At 67.0% G+C, this 22,456-nt stretch carries 21 protein-coding genes; 17 read left to right on the top strand and 4 right to left on the bottom strand.

Annotated elements, in window-relative coordinates:
• The first annotated feature begins 320 nt into the window (after positions 1 to 320).
• Complete coding sequence (locus EII34_RS04760; RefSeq protein WP_124843468.1) at positions 321 to 719, top strand: hypothetical protein; 399 nt, start codon at positions 321 to 323, stop codon at positions 717 to 719.
• Here the strand turns inward: EII34_RS04760 and EII34_RS04755 are convergent.
• From EII34_RS04755 to EII34_RS04745, 3 genes are all read right to left on the bottom strand, one after another.
• A complete protein-coding gene (locus EII34_RS04755; RefSeq protein WP_185711179.1) occupies positions 699 to 1,520 on the bottom strand; it encodes a DMP19 family protein in 822 nt (273 codons plus the stop codon). The genes EII34_RS04760 and EII34_RS04755 overlap by 21 nt on opposite strands.
• A 276-nt stretch (positions 1,521 to 1,796) precedes the next feature.
• The gene (locus EII34_RS04750; RefSeq protein ID WP_124843464.1) at positions 1,797 to 2,630 is read right to left on the bottom strand and encodes a hypothetical protein; all 834 of its coding nucleotides are present in this window, start codon (positions 2,628 to 2,630) and stop codon (positions 1,797 to 1,799) included.
• A 67-nt stretch (positions 2,631 to 2,697) separates the two neighbouring features.
• Entirely contained in the window at positions 2,698 to 3,699 is a 1,002-nt protein-coding gene (locus EII34_RS04745; protein WP_124843462.1) for an Lrp/AsnC family transcriptional regulator, read from the bottom strand.
• A 396-nt stretch (positions 3,700 to 4,095) separates the two neighbouring features.
• Here EII34_RS04745 and ord point away from each other — a divergent pair, with 396 nt between their 5' ends.
• From ord to EII34_RS04665, 16 genes are all read left to right on the top strand, one after another.
• Positions 4,096 to 5,142, top strand: coding sequence for a 2,4-diaminopentanoate dehydrogenase (gene ord / locus EII34_RS04740; RefSeq protein ID WP_124843460.1), 1,047 nt, complete (start codon positions 4,096 to 4,098; stop codon positions 5,140 to 5,142).
• Between the two features lie 14 nt (positions 5,143 to 5,156).
• On the top strand, positions 5,157 to 5,456 hold the full coding sequence (ortA, locus tag EII34_RS04735) for a 2-amino-4-oxopentanoate thiolase subunit OrtA (RefSeq protein WP_124843458.1): 300 nt from the start codon (positions 5,157 to 5,159) through the stop codon (positions 5,454 to 5,456).
• Positions 5,456 to 6,862 carry a 2-amino-4-oxopentanoate thiolase subunit OrtB gene (ortB, locus tag EII34_RS04730; protein ID WP_124843456.1) on the top strand — a complete coding sequence of 469 codons (1,407 nt, stop codon included), beginning with the start codon at positions 5,456 to 5,458 and terminating at the stop codon, positions 6,860 to 6,862. The genes ortA and ortB overlap by 1 nt, the downstream gene beginning before the upstream one ends.
• Positions 6,863 to 6,878: 16 nt before the next feature.
• On the top strand, positions 6,879 to 7,253 hold the full coding sequence (locus EII34_RS04725; protein WP_124843454.1) for an ornithine aminomutase subunit alpha: 375 nt from the start codon (positions 6,879 to 6,881) through the stop codon (positions 7,251 to 7,253).
• A complete protein-coding gene (gene oraE, locus EII34_RS04720) occupies positions 7,250 to 9,454 on the top strand; it encodes a D-ornithine 4,5-aminomutase subunit OraE (protein WP_124843452.1) in 2,205 nt (734 codons plus the stop codon). The genes EII34_RS04725 and oraE overlap by 4 nt, the downstream gene beginning before the upstream one ends.
• 7 nt (positions 9,455 to 9,461) lie before the next feature.
• Positions 9,462 to 10,814, top strand: coding sequence for a glutamate mutase L (locus tag EII34_RS04715; protein WP_124843710.1), 1,353 nt, complete (start codon positions 9,462 to 9,464; stop codon positions 10,812 to 10,814).
• Positions 10,811 to 11,896, top strand: coding sequence for an alanine/ornithine racemase family PLP-dependent enzyme (locus EII34_RS04710; RefSeq protein WP_124843450.1), 1,086 nt, complete (start codon positions 10,811 to 10,813; stop codon positions 11,894 to 11,896). The genes EII34_RS04715 and EII34_RS04710 overlap by 4 nt, the downstream gene beginning before the upstream one ends.
• Before the next feature lie 29 nt (positions 11,897 to 11,925).
• Positions 11,926 to 13,041, top strand: a complete 1,116-nt coding sequence (gene ald / locus EII34_RS04705; RefSeq protein WP_124843448.1) for an alanine dehydrogenase — start codon at positions 11,926 to 11,928, stop codon at positions 13,039 to 13,041.
• Positions 13,042 to 13,082: 41 nt separating this feature from the next.
• Positions 13,083 to 14,522: an amino acid permease gene (locus EII34_RS04700; RefSeq protein WP_124843446.1), complete on the top strand. Its 1,440-nt coding sequence runs from the start codon at positions 13,083 to 13,085 to the stop codon at positions 14,520 to 14,522.
• A gap of 107 nt (positions 14,523 to 14,629) precedes the next feature.
• On the top strand, positions 14,630 to 14,866 hold the full coding sequence (locus EII34_RS04695; protein WP_124843444.1) for a CopG family transcriptional regulator: 237 nt from the start codon (positions 14,630 to 14,632) through the stop codon (positions 14,864 to 14,866).
• On the top strand, positions 14,863 to 15,291 hold the full coding sequence (locus EII34_RS04690) for a TA system VapC family ribonuclease toxin (protein ID WP_124843442.1): 429 nt from the start codon (positions 14,863 to 14,865) through the stop codon (positions 15,289 to 15,291). Before EII34_RS04695 ends, EII34_RS04690 begins: the two co-directional genes overlap by 4 nt.
• A gap of 51 nt (positions 15,292 to 15,342) precedes the next feature.
• Positions 15,343 to 17,259: a bifunctional metallophosphatase/5'-nucleotidase gene (locus EII34_RS04685; protein WP_124843440.1), complete on the top strand. Its 1,917-nt coding sequence runs from the start codon at positions 15,343 to 15,345 to the stop codon at positions 17,257 to 17,259.
• Between the two features lie 148 nt (positions 17,260 to 17,407).
• The gene (locus EII34_RS04680) at positions 17,408 to 18,667 is read left to right on the top strand and encodes an ATP-binding protein (RefSeq protein ID WP_124843438.1); all 1,260 of its coding nucleotides are present in this window, start codon (positions 17,408 to 17,410) and stop codon (positions 18,665 to 18,667) included.
• Positions 18,664 to 19,389 (top strand): HAD family hydrolase, encoded by a 726-nt coding sequence (locus EII34_RS04675; protein ID WP_124843436.1) that lies wholly within the window; start codon positions 18,664 to 18,666, stop codon positions 19,387 to 19,389. Before EII34_RS04680 ends, EII34_RS04675 begins: the two co-directional genes overlap by 4 nt.
• A 99-nt stretch (positions 19,390 to 19,488) precedes the next feature.
• Positions 19,489 to 20,295, top strand: a complete 807-nt coding sequence (locus tag EII34_RS04670; RefSeq protein WP_221620199.1) for a purine-nucleoside phosphorylase — start codon at positions 19,489 to 19,491, stop codon at positions 20,293 to 20,295.
• Positions 20,296 to 20,430: 135 nt separating this feature from the next.
• Positions 20,431 to 21,663, top strand: coding sequence for an ATP-binding protein (locus EII34_RS04665; RefSeq protein WP_124843432.1), 1,233 nt, complete (start codon positions 20,431 to 20,433; stop codon positions 21,661 to 21,663).
• On the opposite strand, the gene EII34_RS04660 is transcribed toward EII34_RS04665, so the two are convergent.
• A complete protein-coding gene (locus tag EII34_RS04660; RefSeq protein ID WP_124843430.1) occupies positions 21,646 to 22,416 on the bottom strand; it encodes a VOC family protein in 771 nt (256 codons plus the stop codon). The two genes, EII34_RS04665 and EII34_RS04660, sit on opposite strands and share 18 nt — an antisense overlap.
• Between the last annotated feature and the right edge of the window lie 40 nt (positions 22,417 to 22,456).

The raw sequence follows: 22,456 nt of genomic DNA, 5'->3' as shown, positions 1-22,456 counted from the left end.
CTGACCCGGACCTCGATCCTGCACTCGGCCTCCGGGAACATCACGCTCTTCCTCATCGGAGGGCTGTTCACCCTCATCCTGGCGCTGTGGGTCCTCTGGGTGGAGCCAGCACTGAGCCTGGCGTGTGCACGCCCTGCCGTGCACGGACCCGTCGCCTGCACACTCACCACGACGGGCCTCAGCGGACACGACACAGGCTCGTCGATGATGTCAGGAGCGCGAGCAGAACCCGCTCGAGGCACCCTGACGACCCCGGTGCGAGGTGCCACATCTCGACGGGACCAGAGCTGGCGGAGGCGTATCGCTGGGACGACTGCACCATGGACGTCACCCGACCCAACCGGATGATCGCCGACCCCGCCCGGCTCGGGGAGGTCACCCACAAGGAACACATCCGCAGCAGTTGGTCCTTCGCGGCGTGTTGTCCCGCGACCACGGCTGGGGGTGCGTGGCTGGCCCTCCGACGACAGGAGGACCTCAGATGGGAGATCACCCCGGGACGAGGCCGCATCACGGTGTTCCGAGTAGGCCTGCGCGGGGTCAGCAGCACCGCGGTCACCACCGCCGACCTGGCAGATCTGCGGATCGAGGAGCGTGAGGACGACCACCGCCTCGTCCTCCCCGGCCTCACCGTCGCGATGCACGTGCGCCGCGCCGACGCGAAGCAGCTCATCGCGGCGTACGACGAGTTCCGTCGCTCACTCCCCGGGGACCGCTGAGACGTCGACGACGCCGATCTCGTTGTCGTCGGTGTCATACACGACGGCCCGGTCGCCGAGGTCGATCATCCAGTGATGTCCGTGATCGGTGAGGAAGTGCCAACCGATGACCTGCTGGCCGTCATGGGTGGCCGTCGGATCCCCTGCCGTGATGGTCTCCAGCTCCCAGCCCCGGTCCGCACAGATCGCCTCGATGACGCGGGCGAAGCGCGGCTTGGTGGCCTCGGCCTGCGCGGCACGCTCGGCCAGCCGCTGCTCCAGGTCCGGGATGGTGGCGATGACGCCCGCCAGTCGCTCCTCCAGGTCGCGTCGCCGCACCACCTCGAGGTTCGGCAGTCCCCTGAGGAAGGCCGCGTTGAGGGTCTCCAACCTCTCCTCCTCGTTCAGCTCGACGAACTCGTCGGTGAGCACGTCGAAGGCCGTCACCCGGTCGTCGCCGAACACGCCGTCGTCCCAGATCGCGGCCCGCTCCTCGTCGGACAGCGAGTCCATGACCTGCTGGACCCGGGCGAACAGCTCCGCGTGCCGGGTGGCGCCCATCAACTCCAGCCCCTTGCTCACGTGTCCGATGATGAACGGGTCCCAGCCACTGTTGTGGACAAACTGGTCGATGCCACCGTTCTCGACCTGCGCCTCGTAGAAGTCGACGTGGTAGGAGCCGAGCGCCTCCGGGGACAGTTCGTCACCCTCAGCTCCCTCATCGAGCAGGTGGTTCACCACGGAGACGTTCGACATGATGATGTCGTAGGTGCGACCACTCCGATACGACGTGCGGGACACGATGACGTGGTCGAGCAGCATGGGTTCCCTTTCCTGTGACCTCGAGGACGACGACATCCTACGTCGGGGCACGAGGGTGAAGCAGCTCGGGCAGCACTCGGATGTTTCTGCTGGATGTCGACCAAACCACCTGCTGGATGTCGACCAGACTTCCTGCCGACCACCCTGGAGGAGACGTGTACCTTCACCGCACCGTGGACACCCTGCTGGACACCTTCCTCACCCAGGCTCCAGCCATCGCCCTGGACGGCGCGAAAGGGGTCGCCGTCGTCCCGCTGGCCCTGCTCGGACCGTGAGTCAACGCCCTGGGCTCAGCCGGTAATGAAGTTGCAGCGCTGGGGCCCGACCGAGTCCCAGCCAGTGATCGCAGCGCAGGGTGCCGTGGTCGTCGAGGAAGACGTGGAACTGCTCGTCGATCGGGATCTTCGCCACGTGGGACCGCTCCCCCACCTGAGCCAGCACGTAGGCGCCGGGGTGGCCGAAACCGTGCCCGGTCGAGCGCAGCCACAGGCTGCCGTCGCGGACCTCGGGCCGCAGGAAGACCTGGACGTTGCCCAGCTCCAGCGGAAAGGTCACGTGCACGACAGGGGCGGCGGTGGTGGGCAACCACCCGGACCGGTACAACCCACTGAAGACCTGGCTGCCGTCCATCACCAGGGTGCGGATCCATGCCGCTCCCAGCCGACGTCCGTCGGGGCGGGTGACGATCCGGATGCTGCTGGTCAGCCCTCGCGAGGTGACCAGCGGCCTGACGGGCAGAGCCAACTGCTCCACCCGATGCCCGAACCAGTTCGTCACCGCTGCCCCGAACGGCGCGAACCAAGGACGCCACCCGGACCACACATCCATCCGCCAGGCCGAGGTGTGGGCGTAGAAGTCAATGATCTCCGGATGCAGCTCCCCTGCGTCGAAGCCGGGCCCGTCCAGCTCCCGCAGGTCCAGCAGACCGTCCCCCACCTCCGGGGCTCGGACCCGGCCGACTGCTGCGAGCCCGTCGAGCCACGCATTGCCACGGCCACCTCGCGGGCTGATCGTCGCATCCAACCAGGCGTGCTCACCGTCGAGATCGGCGGGCCGCCCCACGACCCGCCAGAACTGGCGGGTGGCGGCATCGATGCGGGACAGGATCACGTGGCCATTGTGGCACGGGGCGGTTCAGCCCACGGGCCGCAGAACGACCTGACCGGACAGGTCGGGGTCATGGAACCGGGACGGCATCCCCGAAGAGCGGCGCAACCAACCTTTTCGTGGCACGACCCTCAGGGTCGAGAATTCTCCCCGCGGACTTGTGGCTGCGCAGGTGCACGATCGTCTCGTCCGGGTTCAGCTCGGGAATTGCGGCAGCCATGCGGGACTCCAGGGCACCGAGAGCGCCCTGGTAGTTCACCCGGAAATTGATCCTCAGGTTGTTCCTCCCCGTGACCCACATGCACGACCGCAGCCCCGGTTGTTCCTTCAACAACTCGATGACCCGGGTCTTGCGGATCGGCACCGTGGCCAACCAGGTGCACTCCAACAGCCACCCGGCCAGCTCGGGGGCGACGTCACAACGCATGACGACGCTGCCGTCGGAGAGCATCCGCTTCAACCTGCGCTGGACGGTGCTCGTCGGCATGTCGAGCTGCTCGGCCAGTGAGGCGACGCTGGCGCGGCCGTCCTGGACCAGGGCATCCGCCAGGGCCAGGTCCACCTCGGTGAGCTCCCGTGGCCCCTGGTCGGGCAACAGCTGCGGCCTGGCCTGCAGGCTCTGGCGCTTGGCCAGCACGTTGAGCCGCCACGACTCGGCCCCGGCGATGACGTTGGTGACCAGCGAGCTGCGCGTGCCGTAGACCCCCTCGAGACCTCCGATCCAGTCGATGATGAGGGTGGTCAGGGAGTGCATGCTCGGGGCCATCACCGTCAGCAGGATGTCCCTGCGGCCGGTGGTCTCGTCCACCGAGGTGATGAGGGGATGTGCGCACAGCTGCTCGATGACCGACGGCAGGTGCTCGGTGCGACAGTCCACGTCGACGATCGCGGTGAACCGGTTCTCGGGGTTCGGGTGGGTGCTGATCCAGGCCAGGCCGTGGGAGTGCAGTCGTTGCCAGTGGCTGGCCACGGTGGTCGGGGACACCTGGAGGATCTCCGCCGCCCGGGCCCACGACATCCGGGGATCGATCTGGAGCAGGTTCACCAGCCTGAGGTCGGTCTCCTCCTGCATCCCTCACCACCCCTGCGGCTTCTCGGCTGGGAACATCACCGGTTCCGGGGGCGGTGAGTGGGTGATTCTCCAACGATCCCCCCTTGTGATGCGGGTTTCCGTCGATGTCCCGGGAAGCCTCGAAAGGCGGGGATACATTGAGGGCGAAGCCGTCGGCGATGACGACTTCGAGGCAAGCATCCGGCGCGATGACCGCCGGATACCAACCGGTTGAGGATCAGCAGACATGCGGAACATGATAGCCGCCTCGACGGCCATCAAAAACGCTTCTCCCTGCGGACATCAGGCGTCACAGGACGCCTGCACAAAGGGCTGGAGTCAACGTGGAGCAGGTCCTTTCTCGACCGTTTGGATGACATTGTCCTCTTGTCTTCGTGACCCATTTTGAGGAGTGAAATGAACGAGAATCATCGACCGATCCGAGTGGTCCAGTGGGGCCTCGGCGCAATGGGGCAGGGTGTGGCACGCCTCATCCGGACCAAGGAGGGTCTGGAACTGGTCGGAGCACTCGACATCAACCCTGAGCTCGCCGGGAAGGACGTCAGCGAGGTGCTCGGTGGCGAGCCGACGGGAATCCTGATCAGCGACGATCCGGCCAGCGTCCTGGACCCCGACAAGGTCGATGTCGTCACCATCGCCACCACCTCCTGGGTGGAGCGCCAGCTGCCGAACCTGAAGCAGATCCTCGCCGCCGGGATCAACGTCGTGAGCATCGCCGAGGAGATGGCGGCCCCCGAGGCCCAGAGCCCGGAGGCAGCCGCCGAGCTGGACGCCCTCGCCAGGGACAACGGGGTCTCGATCGTCGGGGTCGGTGTCAACCCGGGCTTCGTGCTCGACCACCTCGTCGTCGTGCTGACCACCGGCAGCCAGGACGTCACCCACATCGAGGCCAGCCGGATCAACGACCTGAGCCCCTACGGCGAGACCGTGCTGACCACCCAGGGCGTGGGCACCACCTTGGAGGAGTTCGAGGCCGGAGTGGCCGACGGCTCCATCGTCGGCCACGTCGGTTTCCCGGAATCGGTGCGGCTGATCAGCGATGCGCTCGGTCTCGGTGTCGACCGGGTGGAGCAGAACCTCGAACCCATCATCGCCACGCAACCACGGCAGGCCCGTGACCGGGTGATCGAGCCGGGGCTGGTCGCCGGGTGCAACCACATCGCCGTCGGCCACCGCGGCGACGACGAGGTCATCCGCCTGATCCACCCCCAGCAGGTGGACCCGGGGGCCGAGGGCATCGCCACGGGCGACTACATCACCATCTCCGGCGTACCTGAGGTGAGGATGACCATCTCGCCGGAGATCGCAGGAGGAAAGGCCACGGCAGGCATCGCGGTCAACACCATCCCCCGGATCCTCGCCGCGACCCCCGGTCTGAAACGGATCATCGACCTGCCCACACCCTGCGCCCTGATGGGACCAGAGGCCTACGAACGTCGTTGAACTCCCAGGGAGGCATGACAACCATGAACCCGACACCATCCGCACCCGAGGGTGCCTGGGCCGAGATCCAGCTCACCGTCCTCACCCCCGAGCAGAGAGCCACCGGGGTGCCCGCGGACACCGCCACCACTGCACTGGTGCAGTGGGTCGACGGTTTCCTCACCCATCCCGCCGCGCTCGGCGAGGAGGCGACGATCCGCACCGTCATCGGACGCACCCACACCGGCACCCTCAGCCGCATCAACCCGGGCTACGACCACAGCTTCGGGGAGACCGTGCCCGAGATCCTGACGATCGGGACGAAGGAGGAATGATGACCGACAACTCCTACCAGGGCGTGATGGCCCGCCGGAACCAGATCATGCGTTCCTCCCTGGGCCTCGACTACGACGAGTTCACCCACAGTCCCATCTCCTTCGACTACGAGGCGATGATGAGCTCCACCGGGTACTCACTCGACGACATCGCCCGGATCCAGCGCGACACCAAGGTCGGGCAGACGCCCCTGCACGAGCTGCACCGCCTCACCGAGGCGGTCCGCGCCATCGCCCCTCCGGGCAAGGGGGCCAGGATCCTCGTCAAGGACGAGGCGGCCAACGCCTCGGGCAGCTTCAAGGCCCGCCGTGCCTCCCTCAGCGCCTACGAGGCCCAGCAGAAGGGGTTCCGTGGCATGGTCACCGCCACCAGCGGCAACTACGGGGCGGCCGTGGCCTCCCAGGCCGCACAGCGTGGGCTGGCGTGCATCGTCGTACAGGAGGTCTACGACTCCCACCACGTCGGGCAGCCGGAGATCGTCGAGAAGTCCCGGGCCTGCGAGGCCTACGGCGCCGAGGTGATCAAGCTCAGCGTCGGACCCGAGCTGTTCTACGTGCTGCTGCGCACCCTGGAGGAGACCGGGTACTTCAACGCGAGCCTGTACACCCCGTACGGGATCGCGGGGGTGGAGACCCTGGGTGCCGAGATCGGGCGCGAGGTCCAGGAGCGCTTCGGTCGCCAACCCGACGTGGTCGCGGTCACCCACGCCGGTGGCGGGAATCTCACCGGCACCGCCCGTGGACTGCGCAAGGTGGGCTGTGACAGCACCCAGGTCGTCGCGGTCTCCGTCGACCTCACCGGCCTCCACATGGCCTCGGACACCGATTTCAACAACAAGTCGTTCACCACGGGGCACACCGGGTTCGGGGTCCCCTTCGCCACCTGGCCGGATCGGGTGGACGTCCCACGCAACGCGGCCCGGGCCCTGCGCTACATGGATGGGTACCACCTGGTCACCCAGGGCGAGGTGTTCTACATGACCGAGCTGCTGACCAAGCTCGAGGGTCTGGAACGTGGTCCGGCCGGCAACACGAGCCTGACCGCCGCCGTCGCCCTGGCGATGCGGATGGACCGCGACCAGATCGTCGTCGTGCAGGAGACCGAGTACACCGGCGCCGGGAAGCACCACAACAGTCAGCTGTCCTTCGCGAGGAACCGCGACATCGAGGTGCGGCGCGGCGATCCGGCCGACAACGTGCCCGGGAAGACCATCGTGATCCCGGAGCGGCTCGACCAGGTCTCGACCCGCCCCCTGGACCTGGACCGGCTCCGGGCCAGCTACGTGAAGAAGGCGGCCGAGGTCCACCCGGTGGGTGAGTGGAGCGACGGGGACGTCGAGTTCCTCGCGGCCGACATCAACGGCACCCCCGATCAGGTGCGCTCCCTGGCGCAGGCGATCCGGTGAGCAAGGAAGGAAGAACATGAACACCGACGAGCACGAGCGGCTGCAGCGGTTCGAGACCCTGCGTGCCGAGCTGTCCACGATGGACGACGAGGCCCTCAAGGCCCGGTTCTGGGAGCTGTGCCACCAGGTGATGGAGCCCGTGGTGGAGCTCTCCCGCACCCACACCTCCCCCTCCATCGAGCGTTCCGTGCTGCTGCGGATGGGGATCAACTCGGTCACCACGCATGCGGTGGTGGAGAACGTGCTGAACGCCGGGCTGCTGGGCAAGGGCGCCGGACACGTGGTGCTCCGGCTGGCGCAGCGCGACGGGATCTCGATCCGCGACGCCGGGGACGCCATCGCTGAGGATCCGGCCGTGCTGGCCGGACTGTTCGAGGAGAAGAAGCAGTGACCGACAAGCTGGACCCGAACACCAAGATCGACGTCGAGAAGATCCTCGAGGATCTGGAGAACTACCATCCGCCGCGCAAGGGCTGGACCTGGCGCACCGTGCCCGAGGAGGGCGTCGACATGGGCGCCTTCCACTACCGGAACATGTCGGAGCCGCTGAGGAACAGCACCCCGATGCTGACCGCCAAGTACTTCGACAACATCGACCCCCAGCCGCAGCCGGTGATCACCTCGGAGATCGCCTCGGGGCACTTCGAGGACGACATCCGTCGTATGCGGATGGCCGCCTGGAACGGGGCCGATCACATCATGGTGATCCGCACCACCGGGCAGAGCCACATCGACGGGTTGATGGAGGGTACTCCGGAAGGGATCGGTGGGGTGCCGATCACCCGCAAGCAGATCCGCGCCAGCCGGAAGGCCTGCGACCTGATCGAGGAGGAGGTCGGGCGTCCGATCAACTTCCACAGCTACGTCTCCGGCGTGGCTGGCCCGGAGGTCGCGGTGCTGTTCGCCGAGGAGGGGGTCAACGGCGCACACCAGGATCCCCAGTACAACGTGCTGTACCGCAACATCAACGCCTACCGCAGCTATGTCGACGCCGGCGAGGCGAAGAAGGTCATGGCGGGAGCCCGGATCTTCCAGATCGACGGTGCCCACAACGCCAACGCGACCGCACGGCACGGCTGGAAGGTGATGCCGGAACTGATGGTCCAGCACGGGCTGAACTCCATCTTCTCCGTGATGGTGGGGATGCCGAAGGACCTGATCGGGTTGTCGACGGTCCCGCCGAGCGCGCCTCCCGGTCCGAAGCTCTGGTTCGACCTGCCCTATGCGGTGGCGCTGCGTGACTTCTTCTCCGAGTACAAGATGCGGGCTCAGCAGAACACCCGCTACATCGAGTCCGACCTGAACGAGGCCATCCGCACCCACGTGGTGGACACGATCATCTCGATGCTGACCAGCGCTGACATCCAGAGCACCATCACCCCCGACGAGGGCCGCAACCTCCCGTGGCACCACAACTCGGTGCGTGGTGTGCAGACCGTCAAGCAGACCTGGGCGGCGCTGGACGGGATCAAGGAGCTGCTCAGCATCAACCGGGACGGCCCGCTGGGCACGATGGTGAGGGACCTGAAGGAACGTGCGATCGGTTTCCTGACCGAGATGCTCCACGTCGGCGGGTACTTCGTCGCCGTCGAACAGGGATTCTTCGTCGACTCGGCCGAGTTCCCGGAACGCAACCACGACGGCATCGCCCGCGACGGCGAGGGCGGAATCGCCGCCGACACCGTCGTCGCCCGTGACCCCGACTACCTGGCCCCGGTCTGCGATCACTTCGGCAACAACACCCTGCCCGAGGGCATCACCAAGCCGTGTGACCTGATCGACGGCTGCACCCTGTGCGTCCCGGAGAAGATCGTCTACATCGACGAACTGGACCCCGAGGACACCGTGCACCAGCGCCTGGAGCGGACCCGCCCGTACCGCAGCGGCAACCTGTTGCGCCCGGAGGCCGAGTGGGCCGGCGACGGCGTGGCCCTGGTCGAGTTCATGATCCCTGACCGGGCCGAGATCGCCGTGGAGGCGGCCCTGGAGATGGCCAGGCGGATGGGACTGACCGAACCCGAGGTGATCAACCTCCAGGTGCTGCAACCGGCCGAGGGGTGCTTCGTCGAGGTGAAGGGACACGTCGGGTTCGACATCGACCGGACCGAGCTGACGATCCCGGAGAAGATCGAGCTGCTTCCCGAGGAGGAGCTGCGCACCTTCGTGACGGAGAACGACCTGACCGTGGTGGCCGGCACCGTCGGCGAGGACGAGCACAGCGTCGGGATGCGCGAGATCCTCGACATCAAGCACGGTGGGCTGGAGAAGTACGGGGTCAAGTACCACTACCTGGGCACCTCGGTCCCGATCGAGAAGATGGTCGACGCCGCGATCGAGACCGGCTCGGATGCCATCTTGATCTCGACGGTGATCAGCCACAACGAGGTCCACCGCACCATGATGCGGAAACTGGCCGAGCTGGCCCGGGAACGGGGCATCCGGGACCGGATGGTGCTGATCGCCGGGGGCACGCAGGTCAGCCGTGACATGGCGGCCGAGACCGGCCTGGACGCCACCTTCGGGCGTGGCACCAAGGGCATCGACGTGCTGGACGCCATCGTGCGCACCATGCGACGACATGAGGCCGGGTGAGATGAGGATGCAGGTCGTCACCACCCTCGAGGTCGGTTCCACGATCACCAAGGCCAACGCCTTCGAGCTGGAGGGTGGTCTGTTCCGTCACATCGGTCAGGCCTTCGCCCCCACCTCGGTGGCCGAGGGCGACGTGCGGATCGGGATGGACGCCGCGATCGCCGCGATGCGGGAGACCTCCGGCATCGCGGTGGACCGGACGCAGGTCTTCGTCAACAGTTCCGCCGCGGGTGGGCTGCGGATGAGCGTCCATGGCCTGACCCAGGGGATGACGGCCCGCGCCGCCAGGGAGGCCGCGCTCGGTGCAGGCGCGATCGTCTGCCACACGACCGTCGGGATGATCGACGACTACGACGTGGAGGACCTGCTGGAGGCGCGACCGAACATCGTGCTGCTGGCCGGTGGGGTGGACTACGGCGAGAAGGAGATCGTGATCGGCAACGCACGTCGGCTGGCCGCCGCACGGCTGCAGGTCCCGGTCATCTACGCCGGGAACATCGCCGTCAGACGCCGGGTGGCGGACATCTTCGCCGAGCAGGGTGTCGAGCTGATGTGTGCCGACAACGTCTTCCCCGATGTCGACGTGCTGCAGATCGAGCCGGTGCGCCGTCTGATCCACGAGGTCTTCAACAAGCACATCATCGCCGCGCCCGGCATGTCCGGGCTGACCGAGATGTCGTCGTTCGACGTCCTGCCCACCCCCGGGGCCGTGCTGCTCGCCACCGAGATCTTCGCCGAGCGGCTGGGTGACGCCCTGGTCATCGACGTCGGGGGTGCCACCACCGACATCCACAGCGTCACCGACGGCTCACTGGAGTGGACCAGCCGCAGCATCGACCCGGAACCGCGCGCCAAGCGCACCGTCGAGGGTGACCTGGGGGTCTACGTGAACGCCCGGCAGGTTGCGGCGATGATCGGACACTCCGATGACGAGGAGAGCCTGAGGTTCCTGCGAGCGATCCCCACCGGTGAGCAGGAGGAGGCCGTGACCCGATGGCTCGCCGAGCACGCCGTCGACATCGGCATCCGTCGGCACGTCGGCACCGTCAGCGACCTGTTCACACCCACCGGGAAGAAGCAGATCGTGCGCGGCAAGGACCTGACCGCGGTGCGCTGGATCGTGGGAACCGGCGGTGCCCTGACCAGGATCCCCGGTGGGGCGGAGATCCTGGGCGGGATCCGGCTGGGGGCCGGTGCCCGGCTCATGCCTCCCCCCGAGGCCGAGGTGCTGATCGACCGCGACTACCGGTTCTCGGCCCTGGGCACCCTGGCCCAGGCCTACCGCGACGAGGTCGGGGCCACGTTCGAGGCCTGGGTCGCCGCCGAGACCGGCGGGGTTCCCGGGGAGGAGGCACCGTGATCCCCGGGACCCCGAGGCTGGAGGTCTTCATCGACCGCCTGGCCCACAACGCCCGCCACGTGGTGGGTCAGTGCGCGGCGCAGGGGGTCCAGGTCGCAGCGGTGACGAAGGTGATGCAGGCCCACCCGGCGTTGCTGACCGCGTTCGCCGACTCCGGCGCGGCCATGATCGCCGATTCACGGATCGAGAACCTGAAGCGGGTCACCGCGGCAGGTCTCGGGCTGCCGACCATGCTGCTGCGCACCCCGACACCCCACCTGGCCCCGGAGGCGGTGCGCTGGGCGGACTGCTCCCTGGTCTCCTCGCTTCCGGCGGCGGCGGCGCTGTCCCGGGCCGCCGAGGCCTCGGGGCTGCGGCACCAGGTGGTGGTGATGGTCGACCTGGGTGATCTGCGGGAGGGGGTCTGGCCCGAGCGCGCGGTGGCGGTCGTCACCGAGATCAGTCGCCTGCCCCACCTGGAGGTCGCAGGATTGGGCGCGAACCTGGCCTGCTACGGCGGCGTCATCCCCACCAGGGAGAAGATGGAGCAGCTGATCGGGATCCGCGACCAGTGCCGTGAGGCGACCGGGTTGCCGCTCGACGTGGTCTCGGGCGGCAACAGCGCGAACCTGCCGCTCGTGGCCAGCGGTGAGCTGCCCGCACAGATCACCCAGTTGCGCATCGGGGAGGCCATCATCCTGGGGCGCAACGTGCTGGACCGTTCCCTCTGGCCGGGAACCCGGCACGACACCGTCGAACTCGTGGCGGGTGTGATCGAGGTGGAACGCAAACCGTCGGTCCCCGTCGGGCGGATCGGCCAGGACGCCTTCGGCAACACACCTGAGTTCGTCGACCACGGCTGGCGGCTGCGCGCGATCTGCGACATCGGCCGCCAGGACGCCGATCCCGCTGCCCTGACCCCGGTGGACCAGGGCATCCGGGTGCTCGGGGCCAGCAGCGACCACCTGATCCTCGACGTCACGGACGCCGGGTCCCGGGTCCAGGTGGGCGACGAGGTCCGCTTCCGACCCGACTACGGCGGGCTGCTGGCGCTCAGCACCTCGCCCCATGTCAGATCACTGATCGTTCATGACAACACCTGACCACTCAACATCCAACGAAGGAGAAGACAGTGAGAATTTCGGTTCCCAAGGAGATCAAGCCCCAGGAGCACCGCGTGGCGATGACCCCGGCCGGGGTGCACCAGCTGACCGGTCGAGGCCACCAGGTGCTCATCGAACAGGGTGCCGGGCTCGGTTCGGGAATCACCGACGAGCAGTACCGTGACGCCGGCGCCACCATCGTCCCCGATGCCGCGGAGGTCTGGGGGCAGGCCGAACTGCTGGTCAAGGTGAAGGAACCGATCGCCGCGGAGTACCCCCATCTCCGTGACGACCTGGTGCTGTTCACCTACCTGCACCTGGCCGCCGATGAACCGCAGACGAAGGCCCTGCTGGACTCGGGCACCGTGTCCATCGCCTACGAGACGGTGCAGACCGACAGCGGTGCCCTGCCGCTGCTGCGACCGATGAGCCAGGTTGCGGGTCGTCTGTCGGCCCTGGCCGGCACCCAGGCGCTGCACAAGCACAACGGTGGGATGGGGCTGCTGGTCCCGGGGGTGCCCGGGGTGAACCCGGCCAAGGTCGTGGTCCTGGGTGGTGGCACCGCAGGCCGCAATGCGGCACTGGTCGCGCACGGGCTGCGCGCTGATGTCACCATCCTCGACATCAACGCCCTGACCCTGGATGCCATCGATGCCGAGTTCAAGGGCCAGATCAAGACCGTGATGTCCACGCCCTACGCCATCGAACAGGCGGTCCGGGAGGCGGACCTCGTCATCGGTGCGGTGCTGGTGCCGGGAGCGCGTGCCCCCGAGCTGGTCTCGAACGAGTTGGTCTCCCGGGCCAAGCCCGGGTCCGCATTCGTCGACATCGCCGTCGATCAGGGCGGCTGCTTCGCCGACACCCGTCCCACCACCCATCAGGACCCGACCTACGCGGTGCACGACTCCGTGTTCTACGCGGTGGCGAACATGCCGGGGGCGGTCCCGGTGACCTCGACCTACGCGCTGACGAACGTGACGCTGCCCTATGTCACCCAGATCGCCGATGCCGGCTGGCAGGCCGCGTTGCGGGACGACCCGACGCTGGCCCGGGGACTGTCGACCGCTCACGGTCGGCTCACCAACGAGCCCGTGGCATCGACATGGCAGCTCGACCACACCCCCATCGACCAGGTCCTGGAGTGACCACGACCGGCAGGGTCCGGACAAGGAACAAAGGAGTTCAGATGAGTATTTCGCAGGACAACCACCCCGACGACGTCGTCGGTGCCGCGCCGGTGCCGGAGGAGCAGCAGCTGCAGCGTGGGCTGAGCAACCGACACCTCCAGCTCATGGCGCTGGGCGGGGCCATCGGCACCGGCATGTTCATGGGGTCAAGCGACACGATCAATCAGGCGGGCCCGTCGGCCATGCTGGTGTACGCGGTGATCGGCTTCTTCCTCTACTTCATGATGCGGGCGATGGGAGAGATGCTCCTGTCCAACCTGAAGTACAAGTCGTTCCGTGACATCGCCGAGGACATCCTCGGTCCTGCGGGCGGCTTCATGGCGGGCTGGACCTACTGGTTCGCCTGGATCGTGGCCGCGATGGCCGACCTGGCCGCCATCACCGGATACGCGCAGTTCTGGTGGAAGAAGGTGCCGTTGTGGCTACCCGCGGTTGCCCTGGCGGTGGTGCTCTTCGTGCTCAACGTCGTCGCGGTGCGGTTCTTCGGCGAGGCGGAGTTCTGGTTCGCACTGATCAAGCTGGTCGCGGTCGGGGCCCTGCTGATCGTCGCGATCTGGCTGCTGGCAACCGCCTTCGTCTCCCCGGATGGGCATGCGGCACGGATCGACAACCTGTGGAACGACGGCGGCTTCTTCCCCAACGGAGTGATGGGCTTCCTGGGCGGGTTCCAGATCGCGTTCTTCGCCTTCGTCGGCCTCGAGGTGGTCGGCACCGCTGCGGCGGAGACCAAGGATCCGACGAAGACCCTGCCGAAGGCCATCAACGCCATTCCGGTTCGGTTGGCGCTGTTCTACGTGCTGGCCCTGGCCGCCATCGCCGCGGTCATCCCGTGGCGGCAGGTGGTGCCCGGGGAGAGCCCCTTCGTCGCGATGTTCGGCCTGGCCGGGTTCGGTGCTGCGGCCTCGGTGATGAACTTCGTGCTGCTGACCGCGGCCGCGTCGTCGGACAACTCCGGGCTGTACTCCACCTCCCGGATGATGTACGGCCTGGCGGTCGACGGGCAGGCGCCAAAGGCATTCGCCCGGCTGTCCAGGCGCAGTGTGCCGCAGAACGCGTTGATCTGCTCCTGCCTGCTGCTGCTGTGCGGTGTGGTCTTCCTCTACACCTCGGAGAGCATCATCGCGGCGTTCAAACTGGTCACCTCGATCACCTCGATCCTGTTCCTGTTCATCTGGGCCCTGATCGTGGTGTGCTACCTGGTGTACCGCCGCAAACATCCTGAGCTGCACGCGAAGTCCACCTACAAGATGCCCTTCGGTGTCTTCATGTCCTGGGCGGTGCTCGTGTTCTTCGCGGTCAGCGTGGTGATCCTCTGCTTCTATGAGGACACGCGGCAGGCGGTCTTCATCACCCCCATCTGGTTCATCCTGCTCGGCATCTGCTACCTGGTGTACCGGGCCAGGCACGGCACCCAGCGCACGACCCACTACCAGCAGTGACCTCGACGGAGCTGCCGCGACCCCTCGGGAACGCGGCAGCTCCGTCGTCATCCGGATGGATGCATCCGCCTCCTTTTCGTGGCGCATCACGATGCCACCCTTGGCGCATGAGGACGACCATCACGTTGCCCGCGGACATCCACGCCGAGATCAAGAGGCTGAGACGCGAGGATGGCATCGGGGTCAGTGAAGCGGTCGCCATCCTCATCCGACGCGGCATGATGCTGCACCAGCAGGTCCCCTCTGTCCCCTTGCCCGAGCCAAGGCCCATCGGCATCAGACTTGATGTCGTGAACGTCGCGGAGGCACTGGAGGTGCTGGATTCTGAGGGCGATCCCACGTGATCCTCGACGCCAACGTACTCATCCACGCTGCAGATGTTCTCTCACCGTTCCACCAGAGGTCGCATGCCTGGTTGCGCGCCGCATACGCCTCCGGGAGACGTCTCGGTTTTCCCTGGCAGAGCATCGGCGCCTTCCACCGCATCACGACACACCCACGACTCTCGCCCTCGCCCATGACCCATGACGAGGCCCACGCCTTCATCTCCGCCTGGCTGGCCCAACCCGCTGCATGGATCCCTTCGGTCTCGAAGCGGACTGTTGCCATCTACGCGAGTCTGGCATCCCGACACCATGTCACCGGGAACCTGGTTCCCGATGCCCAGCTGGCTGCACTTGCGCTGGAACACAGCGTTCCCGTGGTGTCCTTCGATGGGGACTTCGCCCGTTTCACCGAGATCCAGTGGATCAACCCGTTGCATCCCTGAGAACAGGCCCGGCGTGGTTATGCTGATGCCACCCACAACCTCAGGAGAGCCATGCGTCGAAGCATCGTCGTGATTCTTGCCCTGTTCCTCGGATTCACCACCCCGGTGGCCCACGCGGAGGAACCGATACGTGTCACCGTGCTCGCCACGACCGATGTCCACGGTCACGTCCTCAACTGGGACTATTTCCGCAACGCCCCGTTCCAGGACCGCGGCGGCCACCAGGTCGGCATGGCCCAGGCCGCGACCGCGATCAACCAGATCCGGGCCGAGCGCGGCGCCGACAGCGTCGTGGTGGTCGACAACGGTGATGCCATCCAGGGCACCCCGTTGACCACCTACTACGCCAAGCAGGCCCCCATCACCACCACCGGTGCCACCCACCCGATGGCGGCCGCCTTCAACGCCGTCGACTACGACGCCACGAATGTCGGCAACCATGAGTTCAACTACGGGCTCGACCTGCTCGGCGCCTACGAGAGACAGCTCGAGGCACCGTTGCTGGCCGCGAACGTGGTCAAGGTCTCCGACGGTTCGAACGCCTTCACCCCGTACCACCTCGAGAAGCGCACCATCAAGGGGCAGGAGGTCACCATCGGCATCCTGGGGCTCACCACGCCGGGCTCGATGGTGTGGGACAAGGCCCATCTCGACGGTGTGCTGAGGATCGACGACATGGTCACCTCAGCGAGGACCTGGGTGCCGCGGGTGCGTGAAGCCGGCGCCGACATCGTTGTCGTGCTGAGCCACGCGGGCGTCGGGGTCTCCAGCTACTCGGGAGACCTGCCGCCGGAGAACCCGGCCGACGAGATCGCCCGCCAGGTGCCGGGCATCGACGCCATCGTCGTCGGTCACACCCACAAGGACGTCCCCGAGCAGTGGGAGACGAACGCTGCCACCGGTGAGAAGGTGCTGCTGTCGCAGCCCAGGTTCTGGGCGTCCAGTGTCGCCGACCTCACCTTCGACCTGACCCGCAACGGCGACGCCTGGGAGGTCACCACGAACGGTGCGACCGCCCACCACATGAAGGACTTCGCCCCGGATCCGGCCGTGACCGCAGCCGTTCAGGGGCCGCACGATGTCACCGTCGCCTACGTGAACACAAAGGTCGCATCGTCGAAGGAGGAACTGCCCGCCACCGAGTCGCGCTACCGGGACACCCCGATCATCGACTACATCCAGATGGTGCAGACCGCGACGGTGAAGAAGGCGCTCGCCGGTGGCCAGTACGCGAACCTGCCGGTGCTGAGCCTGGCTGCCCCGTTCAGCCGCACCGCCGTCTTCCCGAAGGGCGATGTGACGATCCGCGACATGGCGGGCCTCTACATCTACGACAACACCCTGCAGGCGAGGCTCCTGACCGGCGCCCAGGTCCGTGACTACCTGGAGTACTCGGCGAAGTACTTCGCCGAGGTCCCACCGGGCGGCACCTTCGATCCCGAGACGATGACAGGCGTCGAGCGCAACGGCGAGACGGTGCGTGACTACAACTACGACATCATCTCGGGCCTGCGCTACGAGATCGACCTGGCCAGGCCGCTGGGGCAGCGGATCGTGACGTTGCAGCACCCGGACGGCACCCCCGTCACCGATGACGAGCAGTTCGTCGTGGCGGTCAACAACTACCGGGCCAGCGGCGGCGGGATCTTCCCGCACGTGGCCACGGCCCCGGTGGTCTACGACGATCTGCTGGAGATTCGGCAGGAGCTCATCGATTGGGCCACGGCACGCGGTGTCATCGATCAGTCGGACTTCTTCGTCCGCAACTGGCGGCTGGTGATCGACGGCAAGCCCGTGTTCGAGGGGGACGTGTGGGACATGCCCACTCCCCCGGCGCCGAGCCCGGCTCCGACGACGCCCGCGCCCAGCCCGTCGAAGCCGCAGCCGCCGCACCCGAAGCCGGGGCTGCCGAGGACCGGGATCAGCGTTGTCGAGGGGCTCGACGGGCGGGCAGGTCATCCTCGATGACATGAGCACCCCGGGCCCTGTCGGCCCGGGGAACGCAGCAGAACACTCAGCGAAACGACGGGATGAGTGACAGCGAAACGACAAGATAGGTGCCAGCGAAACGACAAGATGAGTGCCAGCGAAACGACGAGATGGGTAGACTGGTGCGATGCCACGGCTGATTGCGCGCGCCATCCAACCTTGGGCTGAGGAACTGCTCGGATTCACACCGGTCCTCGTCATCGAAGGAGCCAGACAAACCGGCAAGTCGACCTTGGCCCGGATGCTCCGCCCGCAAGCCGTTGCGGTCAACCTCGACGACATCCGCACCTTGGAGTACGCCCGCAATGACCCCGTCGGGTTCGTGTCCCAGGCCGGGGAGGGCACCCTCATCATCGATGAGTTCCAACGGCTTCCCGCGTTGTCCCTGGCCATCAAGGCGAGCATCGACGCTGATCGTCATCCGGGGCGCTTCATCCTCACCGGATCGTCGGACTTCGCACGAGTACGCGGCGACAAGGATTCGCTGGCCGGGCGGGCTCTGTCGGTGACCGTCTGCCCGCTGACCCAGTCCGAGATCCGAGGCACTGCGGCACAAGGCACCTTCGTGGACCGGCTGGGGGCGGCCAACCACCCCCATGACTTCACCACGAGCACCCCCATGAGCCACGGCGACCTGGCAGCCATGATCACGGCGGGAGGGTTCCCAGCAGTGCACAATGTCGCCCCACGAGTTCGGGACGAGTGGTACCACGGGTACATCGAACGATTGGTTCGGGTCGACGCCTTGGCGGATGGCGCCCGTCTCAACCCTGACAGAATGCTGGCACTGCTCCGCCTGATCGCTGCCCAGCAGTCAAGCGAGCTGGTGAAGGCGAAACTGGCCCAGGAAGCAGGCCTCGCCGCCTCATCGACAGGCTCCTACCTGGACATGCTGAACCGCTTGTTCCTGACTCTTCACGTGGCACCCTGGACCCCCAATCTGACCAAGCGGGAAACCGGAAGGGCCAAGGTTTCCATCGTGGACTCCGGGTTGACGAGCTGGCTGTGCAGCGCATCGGCTGCGTCCCTCACCAGAATCCCTCACGGCATGCAGCTCCTCGGCGCCCTGACGGAGGGATTCGTCGCTGGCGAGTTGCACGCCCAGTCCGGGTGGAGTCAGACCCGGTATCGCATGTTCCACTACCGCGACCGGAACGGCAAGGAAGTGGATTTCATCCTGGAGGCCGACGATTCACAGCTCCTCGCCATCGAGGTCAAGGCGAGCCGCACCGTCACGGGCTCCCACGTCTCTGGGCTGCGCTTCCTCCGAGAGCAACTGGGGCCTCGACTGACCAGAGCTGTGGTACTCGCCCCCATCGACCGGCCCCTCAGCTTCGGCGACGACATCTGGGCCCTGCCACTGTCGACCCTGTGGGAGGGATCATGACGACCCGGCCACGCGCCCTTCTGATGGATCTGGACGGAACGCTGATGGATCATGCGGGCGCGAGCGCCCATGCGATCCTCGCCGTGCTGGCCGACCGTGATCTGTCACCCACCGAGGACTCGGTGGCCCTGTGGCGCGCCTTGGAGGCAGAGCACTTCCAGCGCTATCTCGACGGCGAGTTGACCTTCGAGGAGCAACGTGTGGCCCGTATCACTGCCTTCCTGGCGGCCCACGGGGCAGTCGCTCTTTCCCGCGCGGATTCGCTGTCCTGGTTCGAAGGCCACCTCGCACGCTACGAATCCTCGTGGCGCCCCTTCGACGACGTCCTCCCCTTCCTGGATGCCGTCGCAGCTCTTCCAGTCCCTCCCTTGGTCGCGGTCGTGACCAACGGACACCAGATGCAACAGCAGGCGAAGCTCACTGCCATCGGGCTGGGGTCGATGCCGATGTATGCCTCCTCGACGCTGGGCGTCCGCAAACCCGATCCTCACCTCTTCCTGCAGGTCTGCGATGATCTCGGCGTCGCCCCGGAACAGGCCTGGTTCATCGGGGACGATCTCGAGACCGACGCAGTTGGCTCAGAAAGCGCTGGTTTGCATGGCATCTGGCTGAACCGAGCCGCGACCACGAACCGACGCGGTCGCCCCTCCCGAGCCGCCAGCCTGACCGACATCGCCACCTGGCTTCAGACAACCACTGCCCACCACGAGCCGTCGTGCTGACTTCCCCACCGAGACAGCCACGATGTCCCGGTCCTCATTGACCTCTTTACCCGGTGCGGGCATCGTAGATGCAGATCACCCATGCCCCGAGGACGTGCCATGCAACCTTCCGAATTCCCCAGCCACCTCATCGACGACGCCGATCGCGCGGGAGGTGATCTCCTCATCCAGGCCGCCGGCGGGAGCCTCGACGTGCTCGTCGTGCTGGGTTCCGGTCTCGCCGACGCCCTGGATGCGGCCCCGGACTGGCCCGAACCGCTCACCCGGATGCGCCAGTCCGATCTGCCGGGGGTCCTGGCCCCGGTGGGCGACGGCCACGTCGACGAGCTGCGCACCTACCGCTTCGGTGGGCAGCGGGTGGCGGTGGCGCTCGGCCGCACCCATCTCTTCGAGGGACACGGCCCACGCCCCGTGACCGCGCTGGCCCGGGCCGCACACTGTGCGGGCGCGGGCAAGGCCGTCCTCACCAACGCCAACGGCTGCCTGCGCGACTGGGAGCTGGGCGATGTGATGGCCATCACCGATCACGTCAACTTCACGGGCACCTCCCCGTTCGACGGCACCATCTTCCTCGACACCACCACCTGCTGGGACGAGGAGCTGACCGCCATCCTGGTCGGCGTGTGCCAGCGTGCCGGAACCTACGCCGTCCTCCGCGGCCCCGAGTACCAGACCCGCGCCGAGACCCGCCTGCTGGCCGCCGCCGGGGTGGACTGCGTCGGCATGTCGACGGTGATGGAGGCCCTCATGCTCCACGCGCTCGGTGTCCGGGTGTGCGGGATGTCGGTGGTCTCCGACCTGTCCTTCGCCACCGCCCCGACCGACCCGTCGGCGGTCCTCGATGTGGCCGCCAGGGCCCGCTCGACGATCCTGTCCGGCCTGGCGGCGCTCCTCTCCTCCGCCTGACCGGCCTTGACCCCCAGTCCACCCCGTCGCGTGATCGCCAGGCAGAACTGCGAGAAAGTGCTGGCAGAACTACGAGAGATTAGTGGCAGAACTACGAGATTTGGGTGGCAGAACTACGAAAGCTAGGCTGGGGCCGTGGCCGTTCGACCTCGTAATCTCCAGTCCATCGCCGCAGAAGCGTTGGCCATTTTCCCGGCCGTGATGCTGCTGGGTGCCCGCCAGGTGGGCAAGTCGACCTTGGCGCGTCTGCTCACTGCTCAGGGAGCCCACTACACCACTCTGGACGACGCCAGCACTTTGTCCCTCGCCGAACATGATCCTGTCGGTTACCTGACGATGGCAGGGACGGGAACACTGGTCATCGACGAGCTTCAACGACGCCCCGAACTGATGCTGGACATCAAGGCGACGATCGACCGGGACCGACGCCCCGGACGATTCATCCTGACCGGGTCCGCTGACCTACTGCGTCTACAACGAACCCCCGACTCTCTCGCCGGCCGTGCGGCGTTGCTCCAGGTCGAGGGATTCTCCCAGGGAGAACTCCACGACCATGTTGAGGACTTCGTTGCCCTCCTGGAACGCAATCCCGGCGACGCTGCATCCTCACCTCTCGGGCTCACCGACTACTCCCATCGAATGATCCGGGGAGGATTCCCGGAGGTCCAGCAGCTGCCCCCCCGAACCCGTCGCCTCTGGTTCGACTCATACCTCACCCAGTCGGTTCAGCGGGATGCCGGGGATCTCGGCGTTCCCTACCAGCCCGGACGTCTGTACCAGTTGCTGCGCGTCCTCGCCGCCAACCAGTCCGGGGAACTGGTGAAGGCCCACGCGGCCTCCCGGGCCGATCTCCCGGCCACGTCGATCACGCCGTACCTTGATCTGTTGAGCCGCCTGTTCCTCACCTACACATTGCCACCGTGGACCAACAATCCCCTCCAACGTGTGACAGGCAAACCCAAGAGCGGGATCCGTGACGTCGGGCTCGCAGCCCATCTGGTGGGCGCCTCCCAGGAGCAGCTCGCCACCCCCGGGAGCCCTCAGCTCGGAGGCCTGCTGGAGAGCTTTGTCGCCACAGAGCTTCTCAAACAACGGACCTGGTCCGAGCAGCAGTACAACCTTCACCACTTCCGCGATTCACGCGGCAACGAGGTGGACATCATCATCGAGCTTGCCGACGGCAGGGTCTGGGGAATCGAGGTCAAGGCCTCACAGACCGTCCGCTTCGACCATTTCGCCACGCTCGCGAAGCTGCGGGATCGGCTGGGACCCCGGTTCCGGGGCGGGGTGGTGCTGAGCCTCCACCCCGACCCACTTCCCATGGGTCCCAGCCTCTGGGCGCTGCCGGTCTCAGCCCTGTGGAGCTGAACCGACCTGGATCAGGAGGAAGACGGCTCCCTGCGGGTCCTTCACCGTCGCCATCCGACCCCACGGCGTGTCCCGCGGCTCCACCACGACCTCACCGCCGAGTCGGGCGACGTGCTGCGCGGCCTCCTCGAAGTCCGCGACGCCGAAGTACACCTGCCAGCCGGGCTCGGCCCCCGGCGCCCCGAAGTACCCCAGGTCCCCGATGCCGCAGACGCTGTCCTCCCCCACACCGTGGGTGACGTACGGGGCGTCCGACATGGGGTGGGTGTCCCACTCGAAGACCTCACGGTAGAACCTCGCTCCCCGCTCCAGGTCCCGGGTGAGGGCGTCGAACCACACGGGCGTCCCCGCGCCGGGCACGGCGGGCACGAAGTTGGGGTCCTCCAGCACACCGACGAGCCCGCCGTCGGGATCGCGGACCACGGCGTAGCGGGTCGACTCGTCCACCTGGATCGGTTCGACGACGACCTCGCCACCGGCGGGCACCACCCGGGCGACGAGTGCCGTCAGGTCCGGCGTCCACAGGCACACCAGCCAGCCATCCGCAGGGACCGGGCCATCGGCCAGGGGCTCGATGGTCCCCACCATCTGCTCTCCCTGGGTGATGACATGCGACAGCGGGCAGTCGGAGTCCATCTCCTCGATGTTCCAGCCGAACAGCTCGCGGTAGAACTCCGCGGACTGCTCCGGCACGCTCGCATACAACTCGATCCAGCAGGGCTGACCCGAACGGGCGGTCGTGGTCTCGGTCATCTTCGCTCCTCATTGCTCGACTGCGCTTCAGAGTAGAGCG

Origin of the sequence: Arachnia propionica (genome assembly GCF_003859805.1) — a bacterium.
In the GTDB taxonomy this organism is placed as follows: Bacteria; Actinomycetota; Actinomycetes; order Propionibacteriales; family Propionibacteriaceae; genus Arachnia; species Arachnia propionica_C.
This window is presented reverse-complemented; position numbering and strand designations above follow the sequence as displayed.

What these genes read in the sequence shown, in the direction of transcription:
- EII34_RS04755 (WP_185711179.1), bottom strand. Translation starts at nt 1,520, where the DNA reads ATGCTGCTCGACCACGTCATCGTGTCCCGCACGTCGTATCGGAGTGGT.
- EII34_RS04660 (WP_124843430.1), bottom strand. Translation starts at nt 22,416, where the DNA reads ATGACCGAGACCACGACCGCCCGTTCGGGTCAGCCCTGCTGGATCGAG.
- EII34_RS04695 (WP_124843444.1), top strand. Translation starts at nt 14,630, where the DNA reads ATGAGGACGACCATCACGTTGCCCGCGGACATCCACGCCGAGATCAAG.
- EII34_RS04725 (WP_124843454.1), top strand. Translation starts at nt 6,879, where the DNA reads ATGAACACCGACGAGCACGAGCGGCTGCAGCGGTTCGAGACCCTGCGT.
- EII34_RS04680 (WP_124843438.1), top strand. Translation starts at nt 17,408, where the DNA reads ATGCCACGGCTGATTGCGCGCGCCATCCAACCTTGGGCTGAGGAACTG.
- EII34_RS04675 (WP_124843436.1), top strand. Translation starts at nt 18,664, where the DNA reads ATGACGACCCGGCCACGCGCCCTTCTGATGGATCTGGACGGAACGCTG.
- EII34_RS04745 (WP_124843462.1), bottom strand. Translation starts at nt 3,699, where the DNA reads ATGCAGGAGGAGACCGACCTCAGGCTGGTGAACCTGCTCCAGATCGAT.
- ortA (WP_124843458.1), top strand. Translation starts at nt 5,157, where the DNA reads ATGACAACCATGAACCCGACACCATCCGCACCCGAGGGTGCCTGGGCC.
- ortB (WP_124843456.1), top strand. Translation starts at nt 5,456, where the DNA reads ATGACCGACAACTCCTACCAGGGCGTGATGGCCCGCCGGAACCAGATC.
- EII34_RS04700 (WP_124843446.1), top strand. Translation starts at nt 13,083, where the DNA reads ATGAGTATTTCGCAGGACAACCACCCCGACGACGTCGTCGGTGCCGCG.
- EII34_RS04715 (WP_124843710.1), top strand. Translation starts at nt 9,462, where the DNA reads ATGCAGGTCGTCACCACCCTCGAGGTCGGTTCCACGATCACCAAGGCC.
- EII34_RS04685 (WP_124843440.1), top strand. Translation starts at nt 15,343, where the DNA reads ATGCGTCGAAGCATCGTCGTGATTCTTGCCCTGTTCCTCGGATTCACC.
- ord (WP_124843460.1), top strand. Translation starts at nt 4,096, where the DNA reads ATGAACGAGAATCATCGACCGATCCGAGTGGTCCAGTGGGGCCTCGGC.
- EII34_RS04670 (WP_221620199.1), top strand. Translation starts at nt 19,489, where the DNA reads ATGCAACCTTCCGAATTCCCCAGCCACCTCATCGACGACGCCGATCGC.
- EII34_RS04760 (WP_124843468.1), top strand. Translation starts at nt 321, where the DNA reads ATGGACGTCACCCGACCCAACCGGATGATCGCCGACCCCGCCCGGCTC.